The 12,536-nt window shown below is 67.2% G+C and carries 10 protein-coding genes; 4 read left to right on the top strand and 6 right to left on the bottom strand.

Annotated elements, in window-relative coordinates:
- Positions 1-7: 7 nt before the first annotated feature.
- The 4 genes from ASD86_RS22865 to ASD86_RS22850 form a co-directional block, all read right to left on the bottom strand.
- The gene (locus ASD86_RS22865) at positions 8-211 is read right to left on the bottom strand and encodes a zinc-finger domain-containing protein (protein WP_036111296.1); all 204 of its coding nucleotides are present in this window, start codon (positions 209-211) and stop codon (positions 8-10) included.
- A gap of 383 nt (positions 212-594) precedes the next feature.
- On the bottom strand, positions 595-1,305 hold the full coding sequence (locus ASD86_RS22860) for a pirin family protein (RefSeq protein WP_056116286.1): 711 nt from the start codon (positions 1,303-1,305) through the stop codon (positions 595-597).
- A gap of 34 nt (positions 1,306-1,339) precedes the next feature.
- A complete protein-coding gene (locus ASD86_RS22855; protein ID WP_056116283.1) occupies positions 1,340-1,918 on the bottom strand; it encodes a YceI family protein in 579 nt (192 codons plus the stop codon).
- Positions 1,919-2,074: 156 nt separating this feature from the next.
- Positions 2,075-2,662 carry a malonic semialdehyde reductase gene (locus tag ASD86_RS22850; protein ID WP_056116280.1) on the bottom strand — a complete coding sequence of 196 codons (588 nt, stop codon included), beginning with the start codon at positions 2,660-2,662 and terminating at the stop codon, positions 2,075-2,077.
- A gap of 144 nt (positions 2,663-2,806) precedes the next feature.
- Between ASD86_RS22850 and ASD86_RS22845 the strand changes: the two genes are divergently transcribed.
- Positions 2,807-3,754, top strand: coding sequence for a mitochondrial fission ELM1 family protein (locus ASD86_RS22845; protein WP_056116569.1), 948 nt, complete (start codon positions 2,807-2,809; stop codon positions 3,752-3,754).
- A 183-nt stretch (positions 3,755-3,937) separates the two neighbouring features.
- Here ASD86_RS22845 and ASD86_RS22840 read toward each other — a convergent pair whose 3' ends face one another.
- Together ASD86_RS22840 and glnE are read right to left on the bottom strand one after the other, a co-directional pair.
- Entirely contained in the window at positions 3,938-4,342 is a 405-nt protein-coding gene (locus ASD86_RS22840; RefSeq protein ID WP_056116277.1) for an immunity 22 family protein, read from the bottom strand.
- Between the two features lie 118 nt (positions 4,343-4,460).
- The gene (gene glnE / locus ASD86_RS22835; RefSeq protein ID WP_056116274.1) at positions 4,461-7,316 is read right to left on the bottom strand and encodes a bifunctional [glutamate--ammonia ligase]-adenylyl-L-tyrosine phosphorylase/[glutamate--ammonia-ligase] adenylyltransferase; all 2,856 of its coding nucleotides are present in this window, start codon (positions 7,314-7,316) and stop codon (positions 4,461-4,463) included.
- Between the two features lie 672 nt (positions 7,317-7,988).
- On the opposite strand from glnE, the gene ASD86_RS22830 reads away from it, so the two are divergent.
- From ASD86_RS22830 to ASD86_RS22820, 3 genes are all read left to right on the top strand, one after another.
- The gene (locus tag ASD86_RS22830) at positions 7,989-8,630 is read left to right on the top strand and encodes a hypothetical protein (RefSeq protein ID WP_056116271.1); all 642 of its coding nucleotides are present in this window, start codon (positions 7,989-7,991) and stop codon (positions 8,628-8,630) included.
- A 30-nt stretch (positions 8,631-8,660) separates the two neighbouring features.
- Positions 8,661-10,079 carry an XVIPCD domain-containing protein gene (locus ASD86_RS22825; protein ID WP_056116268.1) on the top strand — a complete coding sequence of 473 codons (1,419 nt, stop codon included), beginning with the start codon at positions 8,661-8,663 and terminating at the stop codon, positions 10,077-10,079.
- 446 nt (positions 10,080-10,525) lie between these two features.
- A complete protein-coding gene (locus tag ASD86_RS22820) occupies positions 10,526-12,529 on the top strand; it encodes a multicopper oxidase family protein (protein ID WP_056116265.1) in 2,004 nt (667 codons plus the stop codon).
- Positions 12,530-12,536: the final 7 nt, after the last annotated feature.

Raw genomic sequence — 12,536 nt, 5'->3', positions numbered from 1 at the left:
CGCTGGGTCAGTCGTCGACCAGGGTGAAATGCGAGCCGCAGTACGGGCACAGGCACTCGCGCTCGGCTTCGATCGGCAGGTACACGCGCGGATGCGAGTTCCACAGCGCCATTGACGGCAGCGGACAGCTCAGCGGCAGATCGGCGCGGGTGACGGTGTAGCGCAGGTCGGCGCTGGCCTGGGTGGGATGGGCGTTGGCTGCGGTGGTCATGGGGGACTACGGATGGCGACGCGGGCGGGCAGTTTAGCAGTGTTGGGGGGCTGGGCCGGGGGCGCGGGGTGTTTGTTGGCTTGGGGGGTGAGGCAAAAGCGAATCCCCCCTGCCCCCCCTTTTCCAAAGGGGGGAACAGCAACAGCAGAAGCGGTCGGGACGGTGTCGACGGACCGTGTTGCGGGTCGATGGCCGCCATCTCGATGAGATGCTTGCCAATGAGGTGGTTGCGGATCCTAGCTAACTCTCAGCTGCGATGACCCCACCTACCGGGTTCCCCCCTTTGCAAAAGGGGGGCCAGGGGGGATTCGCTTTTGCTTTGCAGCTTTTGCTTTGCAGCTTTTGCTTTGCAGTTTTTGCTTTGTTGCTTTTGCTTCGACCGCTCAACCCGCAGGCAAATCAAACCAAAGCACATCCGCCGGCGCATCGCCCAGCCCGGTCAACACCCGCTCGCCGGATTCCTCGCGGAACCCCAACGCATCGCCGGCCTCGAGCACGCGCCCGTCGACCTCGATCCGCCCTTGCGCCACCTGCAGCCAATACCAACGCCCGCCGTCGAGCATGCGCCGCGCGCTGACCCCAGCGCCCAAGGTCAACGAATACAGCAACAAATCCTGACGAATCGGCAAACCGCCGCGTGCGCCATCGCGCGAAGCGCGCAGCACGAACTCGCCGTCGCTATCCAGCGACGCATCGCTATGCGCATACGCCGGCTGCGCATTCAAACGATCGGATTGAACCCATATCTGCAGAAAATGCACGGGCTCGGTCTGCGAGGCGTTGTACTCGCTGTGCTCCACGCCGTGACCGGCGCTCATCCATTGCAAGGTGCGAGGGCCGATCACGCCGCCCCCGCCGCTGCTGTCGTGATGCGCCAGCGCGCCGCTCAGCACGTAGCTGAGGATTTCCATGTTGGCGTGGCGGTGCGGGGCGAAGCCCGCGCCGGGATCGACGCGGTCTTCGTTGATCACCCGCAGACAGCCGAAGCCCATCCAGGCCGGATCGTAGTAACCGCCAAACGAAAACGTGTGGCGGCTGTCGAGCCAGCCGGCCTGGACGCGGCCGCGGGCGCTGGAGAGACGTTCGATGATCATGCCGAACAGTTTATCGGTTCGGCCTTGCGACGGCTCAGGGCTTGGGCACGATCGCTTCGGTGGTGATGCGGATCTTGATCTCGTCGCTGACGTTCGGCACGTACTTGGCGATGCCGAAATCGCTGCGCTTGAGCGTGGTGGTGGCGTCGAAACCGGCCGCCGCGCGCTTGGCCATCGGCTGCTCGCCGACCTTGTTGATGGTCACGTCGAGCACCGCCGGCTTGGTCACGCCGTGCACGGTCAGATCGCCGGTGACCTTGAGCTTCTTGGCGCCGGCCGCTTCGACCTTGGTGCTCTTGAAGGTGATGGTCGGGTACTTGGCGGCGTCGAAGAAATCCGCGCTTTTGAGGTGTTCGTCGAAATCGGCGACGTGCGAATCCAGGCCCGACAGCGGAATGGTCACCTCGACCTTGGACGCGGCCGGCTTGGCCGGATCGTAGGTGATGCTGCCGTCGACCTTGCCGAAATGCGCGACCGGGTTGGAGAAGCCGAAGTGGCTCCAGCTGGCGACCACGTCGGTGTGGTTCGGATCGATCTTGTAGGTCAGGGCGGCGGCGCTGGCGGTGCCGGCGAACGCCAGGCCGAGGGCGGCGGCGAGCAGGATACGCTTCATGAGGGAACTCCTGGATCTGGGTTTGGGAAGGGACTTGCTCGGGGTGTTTCGCTGAAACCAACAAAAACAATCGGGTGAATATTCGTCGGGGCACTATCGCGCAGGTGGCGCTAACCGGATGTATCCGCGCCGCGAAACCGTGGCCGGCGGCACGCCTCAGTCGATGCGCGCGGCTTCGTCGAACGGCAGGCGCGGCGAACGCGGGAACAGCTGGGCGTGATCGCCGGCGCCGAGGTTGATCAGGAAGTTGGACTTGATCTTGGTGCCGGCGAAGAAGGCTTCGTCGACCTTGGCGTTGTCGAAGCCCGACATCGCGCCGGTGTCCAGGCCCAGCGCGCGCGCGGCCAGGATCAGGTAGGCGCCCTGCAGGCTGCCGTTGCGGAACGCGGTGGTGTTGATCGCCGCGTCGTTGCCGGCGAACCAGCTGCGCGCGTCGTCGTGCGGAAACAGGTACGGCAGCTTTTCGTAGAACTCCAGATCGTGAGCCACGATCACCGTGACCGGCGCGGCCAGGGTCTTGGCCAGGTTGCCGGGCGACAGCGCCGGCGCCAGCTTCTCCTTGGCTTCCTGGGATTTGACGAACACGAAGCGCGCCGGCGAGCCGTTGGCGCTGGTCGGGCCCCACTTCACCAGATCGTAGAGCTGGCGCAGCGTCTCGTCGCTGACCTGCCCGCCGAGCACGTTGTGGGTGCGCGCGGTGCGGAACAGCTGATCGAGCGTCTGGTCGTCAAGAGCCTTGGACATCGTCTTCTCCGTGGGGCTGCCATGCTTGGCAAAGTGGTCGGGAGACGGAAGTGTAGAGTCTCGATCGGACCGCTAGACCGCCACTCCCGGAACGGATTGACTGCATCTGTGCAACGAAACGGCTTTTCTGCGAAGACTGACCACATTTCTGCAACCTGGATCCTGACCGACGGGCACGCCGGCAATCAGCGCCAGGCCAGCGCCCTGTCCCAGGCGCTGGGGCGGGCGGCCACCGACTGGACCTTGCACCCGCGCGCGCCCTGGCGCTGGCTGGCGCCGCGACGGCTGTCCGGCGCCGAACGCGCCTTCGGCCCCGACTTCGTCCACGCCCTGAGCGCGCGCCCGCGCCTGGCGATCGGCTGCGGCCGCCAGGCCGCGCTGGCCACCCGACTGCTGCGCGGCCCGGGCTGCGCGGCGGTGCAGATCCTCGACCCACGCATCGACCCCGCGCATTGGGACCTGGTGATCGCGCCCGAACACGACGGCCTGCGCGGAGGCAACGTCATCACCCTGCTCGGCAGCCTCAACCCGGTCGACGACCTGTGGCTGGCCGGCGCGCGCAAGGCGTTTCCGGCGTTCGGCGCCTTGCCCGGTCCGCGCACCGCCTTGTTGCTCGGTGGCCCGAGCGCGCATGCCGCGTTCGACCAGGCCGCGTTCGACACCCTGGCCGTGCAGTTGCAGGCCTTGCTCGAACGCGAAGGCGGCAGCCTGCTGGCGACGACCTCGCGGCGCACCCCGGTCGAGATCCGCGCGCGCCTGCGCGAACGTCTGGCGCGTCTGCCGCGGGTGTCGTGGTACGAGCCCGGCGAAGGCACCAATCCCTATCCCGGCCTGCTCGGCTGGGCCGACCGCATCGTCTGCACCGCCGACTCGGTCAACATGCTGTCGGAGGCCGCGGCCACCTGCGTGCCGGTGTTCGCGTTCGGCGTGGAGCGCGTCGACGGCCGGCCGCGGCGTTTCATCGACAGCCTGCTGAGCCTGGGCCGGGTGCGCATGTTCGATCAATCGCTGCTGGCGTATCCGGTGGTGCCGTTGCGCGAGACCATGCGGGTGGCGCAGGAAGTGCGGCAACGGCTTGCGCTGCAGGATTGATCGCGCGGCTTGTCGATCGAAATGCCCCTCGAATAATCGACGAGGTTACGAGGTCCCCCTGTAGGAGCGGCGTAAGCCGCGACCGCGAAACACGCTTGCATCGAATGCGTGGTTTCGCGGTCGCGGCTCACGCCGCTCCTACAGGGAGCATCCGTCATTACTCAATCGGGGACCAACGTCACCTCAGCCGATCCGGCGGCGCGGGTCGGCGAAGCTGCCGATGAAGCGCAGCTCGTTGTACAGCCGGCCCGGCGTGTCTTCGCGAAAACTGCAGTGATCGTAGTAGTACAGCGCGTTGCCTTCGATCACGCCGAGCGCATGGCAGCGCGCGAGGATCGCCTGCTCGGTCTCGATCGCGTTGACGCCCACTTCCTTGACCAGTTGTTCGACCGGAATCACTTTGTTGCCGGCGGTGCGCCACGCGGCGAAGAAATCCGAATCGATGAAGTCGCAACCCAGATCGCGGTGCGCGGGGCAACCGGAACCGCGCGACTCCATGCCGTCGGTGTAGCGATTGAAGGCCTCGAGCGACTGCGTGGATGTTCCCATCCAGACCGAAATCACGCCGCGGGTGGTGTCGTCGATCATGGGCGGGGTCCTGGGACTCGGGCTGGGGCTCGGGCGGCGTGACCTTAGCATCGCTACAGGTCGATCGCGATCCGGGCGCGAGACGTCGGGAGCGGAAGCTCCGACGCCGATTCAAAGCCTATGCCTGTTCGAACACGAGCCCCTGCCCGGCCACCGCCGCGCGAATCGCCGCGCGCGCCGTTTCCACCGCCGCATCCGGCGCGATCCGTCGCGCACGCCGATCCAAGGTGCAATCCAGGCCACGCGACAGCAAGGTCGCATGCGCGGCCAGCAGCGACGCCGCGGTCGCATCGTCGAACGCGCCGATCCCATGCGCGGTGTCGATCAAGCCGGCGGTGTCGCGCGGCGCCAGCAGCGAGGCGTGCCGCCGCGCATCGCGCAGCACCAGCGCCTGCAACAGGAACTCCAGATCGACCAATCCACCTTCGCCCTGTTTCAAGTCGAACGCCGCCGCATCGCTGCGATCGAGTTCGGCGCGCATGCGCCGGCGCATCGCGCCGACGTCTTCGTAGACCTTGGCCGGATCGCGCTCACTCGCCAGGGTCTGCGCGCGCACCGCTTCGAAGCGTTTGCCCAATGCGGCATCGCCGGCGACGAAGCGCGCGCGCACCAGGGCCTGATGCTCCCAGGTCCAGGCGCGCTCGCGCTGGTAGTCGGCGAAGCTCGCCAATGACGACACCAGCAGACCCTTGGCGCCATCGGGTCGCAACCGCACGTCGATGTCGAACAAGCGCCCGCCCGCGGTCACCGCGCCGAGCAGGGCGACGATTTTCTGCGCCAGCCGCGCGAACCAACGCGGCGCGTCGAGCGGGCGCGCGCCGTCGGAGCTTGCCGGCTCGGCGCTGGCGGCTTCCTCGCCTGCTTCGGCCGCCGGCAAGTCGTACAAAAACACCAGATCCAGATCCGAACCGAAGCCCAGCTCCTCGCCGCCGAGGCTGCCGTAGCCGAGCACGGCGAAACGCGCGCCCGGCACCCGGCCGTGCGCGGCGGCGACTTCCTGTTCGGCCAGGCGCAACACCCGCGCGGCCACGCCATCGGCGAGCCAGGCCAACTGACGCGCGCTGTCCTGCGCCGACTGGCGACCGTCGCGCAGCGCCATCGCGATGCGGAAACTCAGCGACTGGCGCACTTCGTTGAGCGCCTGCAAGGTCAGTTCGGTGTCGTCGCCGCCATCGACCTCGGCGCAGGCCGCGAGCAGTTCCTCGCGTCCCGGCAACGGACCGACCACGCGCGCGTCGAGCAATTCGTCCAGCAACAAGGGATGCGAAGCCAGCCGCTCGGCCAGCAAGGCGCTGCGCGAGACCACTTCGATCAAGCGCGACAACGCCGCCGGCTGTTCGTCGAGCAAGGCCAGATAAGCGCTGCGGCGCAATACGTTGTGCAGCAACGCGAGCAGCCGCTTGAGCGCGAGCATCGGCTGCGACGACGACGCGGTGCCTTGCAGCAAGGCCGGCAATACCCGGTCCAGGCGCGTGCGCGCCGCATCCGACAGGCCGCGCACGCCGGGACTGCGGGCGAAGTCGCGCAACACCGCATCGGCATCGGCGGCCGCATCGAACCCGGCATCGGCCAGGATGGTCGCGTCGCCGGCATCGGGCAGCGCGTTCCAGTACGCGGTCAATGCATCGGGCGCGGCGCGGCGGCGGCGCGGCGCGAGCAAGGCATCGAATTCGGCGGTGATGCGTTCGCGGCGACGTTCCAGATCGCTCAGCAACGCGGCCCAGTCGGCATAGTTCAGGCCGGCGGCGATGCGTTCGCGATCGGCCTGAAGGCTCGGCAAGGCGTGGGTCTGCGCATCGCGCAACATCTGCAGGCGGTTTTCCAGGCGGCGCAGGAAACGGTAGTCCTCGCCCAGCGCCGCGCCGGCCTCGTCGCTGATCTGCCGCTGCGCGATCAATTCGCGCAGCGCCGGCAACAGACGGCGGCCGCGCAGTTCGGCCTCGCGCCCGCCGCGGATCAACTGCAGGGCCTGGACCAGGAATTCGATTTCGCGAATGCCTCCGGGCCCGCGTTTGATGTCGTCGGCGAGTTCCTTGCGCGCGACCTCGGCGCTGATCGCGGCCTTCATCGCGCGCAGGCCGTCGAGCGCGCCGAAATCCAGATAGCGCCGGTACACGAACGGACGCAGGCTATCGAGAAAGCGCTCGCCAGCCTGCGCATCGCCGGCGACCGGACGCGCCTTCTGCCAGGCATAACGTTCCCAATCGCGGCCTTCGCGCTGGAAGTACTGCTCCATCGCCGCGAACGACCAGGCCACGCGGCCGGCGTTGCCGTACGGGCGCAGGCGCAGGTCGACGCGATGGCAGAAACCTTCGGCGGTGAGTTCGTCGAGCAAGCGCGCGAGCTGCTGGCCGAGCTTGGCGAAATAGGTTTCCGCATCGAGCGCGCGCGCCGCATCGCGACCATCGAACTGGGTGCTGCCGTCGTGTTCGTAGGCGTAGACCAGATCGACATCGGAACTGAAATTGAGTTCGCCGCCGCCGAGCTTGCCCAGGCCGAACACGACCAGCCCCACCCGCTGCCCATCGGGCGTGCGGATCACGCCGTGACGCTGGGCGAATTCGTCCTCCAATGCTCGCAGTGCGATCTGCAGGCAAACCTCGGCCAGATGGGTGCTGCCCTCGAGCGTGTCCTCGACGCTGTCCAGGCCGAGCGCGTCGCGCCAGATCAGCCGGGTCGAACCGGCGCTGCGGTAACGGCGCAGGCGCGTGCCCCAGTCGGCGCGATGCTCGGTATCGAGTTGCGGCGGCGGCAGCGGCGCGGCACCGTCGTCGGCCGCTAGCGCCAGTAGCAAGTCGGGTTGGCGCACCAGCGTGTCGATGGCGAAATCGCTGACCACGGCCACGCGCGCGAGTCGCGCGAGCAGCGACGGCTCATCGACCGCGGCCGACAGCTGCGGCGAAGCGGCGCGCAAACGCGCAATGGCGCGTTCGACCTGAGCGGATTCGAAAATGGTGCGATCGGAAGAAGCCATCAAAGCTGCGAATGCGGGCGTGCAGGGATGATCGCATGGCGATGACGGTGGCTGATGCGTGCGCGAGCGCGATGGTGTTTCGTCGCGGTGATGTCGCGATCGCCCGCTGTAGGAGCCGCGCAAGCCGCGACCGCGTCACCGCGATCACAACGAAACCCCTCGACTCGGCCGACGACACGCCACGCGACATCGGCGACCAGCCAAAACCCACCCCAAAACCCCAGCCAATAAAAAAGCCCGCTTCCGGTAGAACCGGTAGCGGGCTTTGCTCCCTCCCCCACGTCGGGATGCGGGGCGATCGTGAAGGAAGCGTTATCCCCTTTGCACGCTGCACTGCAAAACAGAACTAACCGGTTCATTTGAAACGCCCGGACCCGATCCCGAGCGCTTATGCCGAAAGCTAATAACGACAGGGCTGTTACCGATGACATCGAATTCGCCGCTGTGACGCGCCACCGGCTCGTCGGGTTGGCCCCGACAAAACTGAACAGGCGAAGCCGACCCCGGTTTGCGCCGAACGACGCCGGCGATGCGCTCGCCACCGGCCCGCGCTTGTGGCCGCGATGGCCTGAGCGGCATGCTGGCTGCGTTAACCCGCTAGCCGCCACACAAGCGAGCCACCAACCCAACGAGCCGCCCCCGCGGCCGCCCAGCGTTCCAAGGAGGAGACGCATGCCCCGTCCGTCGCATTCCCTCCTCCGCCGCGCGTGGTGGCTGCCGTTGTGCGGCGGCCTGCTGAGCGCCTGCGCCAGCCTGCCGGCTCCGTCCGACGCCACTACCGACGCCAACACCCGATCCACCCAGGAGTTCCCCATGACCACCACCGCCTCTCCATCGACCCCGCTGTCCGGCGAAGACGTCAGCCGGCGCGTGTTGAAGCTGATCGGCAGCCTGAAATCCAACGCCGACCTGACCGCCGAACACCTGGAGCGGCACACCGGCCTGCGCATGCAGCGCGCCGACAGCGGCGACGGCTCGTTCGGCGCCGGCGCGGCGATCGACGCCAACTGGTCGTACAACCTGCTCGTCAGCCCCAAGCTGGGCGAACCGCGCCAGCAACTGACCTTCGATTTCGCCCGCACTGGCGACCCGGCCGCGCCGATGACCCCGGTGTGCGCGCTGGATTTCGACGCTTACGCGCGCGCGCTCAAGGACATGGGTTTCCAGGACAGCCCGACCTACGCCGAGCACGGCCGCCTGAGTTACTGGAACTTCCGCGGCCCAGTCACCTTGCGCGTGTTCGTCGAAGGCGAGTCCAACGATTCGCCCGAAGCGATCGGCCACCGCTGCGTCAAAACCATCACCGTCGAATAAGACCAGCGCTCCGCAGGCCAGGAGGCCGCCATGTCGCCCAAACCCATCAGCGCCGATCTGCAGAAACTGATCGACGATTTCGGCAAGCAGCCCGGCGTCAGCGCCAACGCGGTGAAGAACCTCAGCGACACCATCAAGGGGTCGCCGGTGTTGACCGACCAGTTGAACGGCGCGGTCGCCGCGGGCCATCTCAAATCGTTCAAGGCCCTGACCGACCCGAACATGGGCGGCTCGTACAACGGCGGCACCCAGGCCATGTCGTTGCCGGTCGCCGGGCTGGACGCGAACTTCAACAAGGGCGAAATCACCTTCGTGCTCGGCCACGAAGTGCAGCACGGCTACAACCGCGGCGCGCGCGACGCGGTGCGCTCGACCTTCTACGCCGAAGCCGAAGCGCTGGCCAAGAACCCGGCCGCGGTCCACGACTACACCCCGCTGTTGAACAAGGTGATCGAAGGCGATCGGGTCAACGAATCCACCGCCAACATCGCCGGCTGGAACGCGCTGGTCAGCGCGGCCAAGGAAGCCAAACCCGCCGCCACCCTCGGCGACGTCTACAACATGCAGCCCGGACGCGCCTCGGACTTCATCGCCCGCACCGGCGCCGCGCCCAACTACGCCTACGCCGCGCGCGACGGCCTGACCTTGAGCGCGGACCTGACCATCGCGGTCACTCCGGCCAACACCGCCGGCATGGCCAAGCATTTCTACGATTTGCCGCCGGCGCAGACCCGCCTGGGCCATGGCGGCAATTCCGACTACCCCAACTACCACGGCTCGATCTACGTGCCGATGATCAGCCAATGGGAGCAGGCCCACGGCCGCACCGCCGAAGGCGGCAAGCCGCAAGTTCATATCGACATGAAAGCGCTGCATCTGGATCGCGAAATCATGGAGACCAACGGCCTCAACCTCGGCGCGGCCGCGACCGTGCAGCCCTACTACGACACCAGCACCGCGCCGCCGACCCAGGCCAGGTTCCACCACACCATCGACACTCACTTGCCGGTGCGCGATCCGATCGCGCCGGGCGTCGATGCGGCTGCGCAAAGCACAACCAAGCACGCCGCGACGGCGAGCGCGGGGCATCGCGATCAATCCCTGATCGGCGACATCCGCGACAAGGTCCAGGCCGAATTCGCGCGTCACGGCAGCCCCCTGTCCGAACCCGACGCCGAGCGCGTCGCCGCGGCCCTGGCGGTGCAAGGCAAGACCGCCGGCATCGGCAGCGGCGATCACGTGGTGTTGAGCGTCGACCCGGCGACCAAGGAAGTCGGCAAGACCGTGTTCCTGGTCAAGGGCGAACTCGACAGCCCCTCGCACACCCGGGTCAGCGCTTCGCCGCAACAGGCGCCGGCCACCGAGGAGTCGTTGCGTCAGCTCGACGCGATCGGCCCGGCCGGTCCGGCGCAGGCCACGCCGCAAGCCGCGAAGACGGTGCAGCACTAACCCTGCATCGGGTTTTCCGTTGAGTTCACCCGGCCCCCGCGGCGATGCGGGCGCCGTGCCTTGCGCCGCGCTGGCCTGCCGCGCGGGCTTTCGCCGTTGATCAAGCGAGCGCGCCGACTCCGCCGAAGGAGACGCCGTTCTCAATGCCGATCCGGCAGCACGGCGCAGCGCGATCGCGTTCTCAGTTCCAGCGATCCCGCCGCCGTGCGAACGGAGCGAATCATCAGCAGCACCGTCGAAGCGGTCGCCGCGCGGTTTTCCGCGATCGGGCAGCCGTGGACGACGGGCAACAGGGGCCATGACCGAACCGCAACAACGCAGCCGCACGCGACGGCGCGGCGCGTGCGCACGCGCGTGTCGATCGTATGTGTCGATCGCACTCGTCATCGCGCGCTGCCATCGCCGGCGCCGTCACCGCATTCCTCTCATTCCATCAGGAGCCCAGCATGGAACGCCTTTCTTCGATTTCCGCCGTTCAATCGCGATCGCGCAGTCCGCTCGCGCTCGCGCTGTGCGTGCTCATCGCCGCGCCCATGACCCTGCCGGCGCAGGAAAAACCCGCGCCACGCGACCTCGAACAGCCGGTGTTCGCGCGCATGCTGCGCTCCAGCGACGACGCCAAGCCCTTGCTGAGCCTGACCGAGGCCGGCGCCAAGCCGCTGGACACGCGCGAAGCCAGGCTCGACCTGCGCATCGCCTTCACCACCTCGAAAATCTGGGATCCGAACAGCCAGAAGTTCGACACGGTCAAGCTGCGCTCCTACCAGAGCCCGGGCACCAATCCCGAGGTGCCGTTCCTCGCGCCGACCATCGTCACCTCGCCCGGCGAAACCGTGCGCGTCGCGCTCGACAATCAATTGCCGCCGCAGCCCGACTGCCATCCGGCCGACATCAACGTGCCGCATTGCTTCAACTCGACCAACCTGCATTCGCACGGCCTGTGGGTCAGCCCGACCGGCAACAGCGACAACGTGCTGCTGACCTTGCGTCCCGGAGTGAAGTTCGAATACGAGTACAACCTGCCCGCCGACCATCCGGCCGGCACCTTCTGGTATCACCCGCATCTGCACGGCTCGACCGCGCTGCAGGTGTCCAGCGGCATGGCCGGCGCGCTGCTGGTGCGCGGCGAGCGCCTGCCGTCCAGCAACCGCACCGGCGACATCGACACCTTGCTGCGCGATCCGGCCGGCGCGGCGATGCCCGAACGCCTGCTGATCTTCCAGCAGGTCGCCTATGCCTGCCGCGACGGCGACGGCAAGATCAAGACCGATGCAAAAACTGGCTTCTGGACCTGCGGCGAGAAGGACGTCGGCGAGATCGAGAAATACGACGACCAGTTCGGCTTCGGCGTGTGGCAGAAATCCGGTCGCCACACCAGCATCAACGGCACCGTGCTGCCGACCTTCGACGATCTGGTCGCCGGCCGCATCGAACGCTTTCGCCTGCTGCATGCCGGCGTGCGCGACACCGTCAACCTGCAATTCCGCGAAATGAAGACGGCCTCGGCCAGTATCGAAGGCCTGTCCGGCGCGGCCCTGGAAAATTGGGTGACCGCCAACTGCACCGGCGCGCCGTTGAAGCAGTTCGAAGTCGCCAGCGACGGCCTCACCCACGCCAAGACCATCGTCAAGACCGAGAACGTGCTGCAGCCCGGTTACCGCAGCGATGCGCTGGTGGTGTTTCCGAAGACCGGCAGGTACTGCGTGCTCGACGCCGCCGCGCCGGCCAGCGCCAGCATCACCAACGCCGCCGAGGACCGTCAGCTGCTCGGTGTCGCCGACGTCATCGGCGATGCGAAGGTCGCCGACGTCGAAGCCTATGTGACCGACGCGCTGGTCGCCTCGGCGCAGAAGCGCATGCCCGAGGGCGTGCGCGAATCGATCGTCGCCGGCTTGCGCGATCATCTGCGCCTGGATGCGTTCACACCACACAAGTCCATCAGCAAGGGCGAGGTGAACGGCAAAGGCCAGGCGGTGGTGTTCGACATCAAGGACAAGATCGTCGACGGCAAGAAGGTCGGCGACATCTACCTGGTCGACGGCAAGCCTTACGATCCGAGCGCCGCGCGCGATCTGATCCTCGGCCAGACCGAAGAGTGGCACCTGACCTCGCTGGTCGGCGGCCATCCCTTCCACATCCACGTCAATCCGTTCCAGATCGTCAGCATCCTCGACGCGAACGGCAAGGAAGTCAGCGTCACCGGCGACCTCGACAAGGACGGCAAGGTCATCGATCCGCAGTACGCGAACCTGCAAGGCACCTGGAAGGACACCCTGTTCGTCAAGAAGGGCTACAACCTGTACGTGCGTACCCGTTATGAGCGCTATATCGGCGAATACGTCCTGCATTGCCACATCCTCGATCACGAGGACCAAGGAATGATGCAGAACGTGCGCGTGCTGGTGCCCGACGGCAAGGGCGGCGGGATTTCGGCCACGAGCCACCACTAAGGCTGAC

Source organism: Lysobacter sp. Root690 (assembly GCF_001427785.1).
In the GTDB taxonomy this organism is placed as follows: Bacteria; Pseudomonadota; Gammaproteobacteria; order Xanthomonadales; family Xanthomonadaceae; genus Lysobacter.
This window is presented reverse-complemented; position numbering and strand designations above follow the sequence as displayed.

Bases quoted from the DNA above. Each gene is read 5' to 3' on its own strand.
- ASD86_RS22850 (WP_056116280.1), bottom strand. From the start codon at position 2,662: ATGTCCAAGGCTCTTGACGACCAGACGCTCGATCAGCTGTTCCGCACC.
- ASD86_RS22840 (WP_056116277.1), bottom strand. From the start codon at position 4,342: ATGATCGACGACACCACCCGCGGCGTGATTTCGGTCTGGATGGGAACA.
- ASD86_RS22860 (WP_056116286.1), bottom strand. From the start codon at position 1,305: ATGATCATCGAACGTCTCTCCAGCGCCCGCGGCCGCGTCCAGGCCGGC.
- ASD86_RS22825 (WP_056116268.1), top strand. From the start codon at position 8,661: ATGTCGCCCAAACCCATCAGCGCCGATCTGCAGAAACTGATCGACGAT.
- glnE (WP_056116274.1), bottom strand. From the start codon at position 7,316: ATGGCTTCTTCCGATCGCACCATTTTCGAATCCGCTCAGGTCGAACGC.
- ASD86_RS22830 (WP_056116271.1), top strand. From the start codon at position 7,989: ATGCCCCGTCCGTCGCATTCCCTCCTCCGCCGCGCGTGGTGGCTGCCG.
- ASD86_RS22855 (WP_056116283.1), bottom strand. From the start codon at position 1,918: ATGAAGCGTATCCTGCTCGCCGCCGCCCTCGGCCTGGCGTTCGCCGGC.
- ASD86_RS22865 (WP_036111296.1), bottom strand. From the start codon at position 211: ATGACCACCGCAGCCAACGCCCATCCCACCCAGGCCAGCGCCGACCTG.
- ASD86_RS22820 (WP_056116265.1), top strand. From the start codon at position 10,526: ATGGAACGCCTTTCTTCGATTTCCGCCGTTCAATCGCGATCGCGCAGT.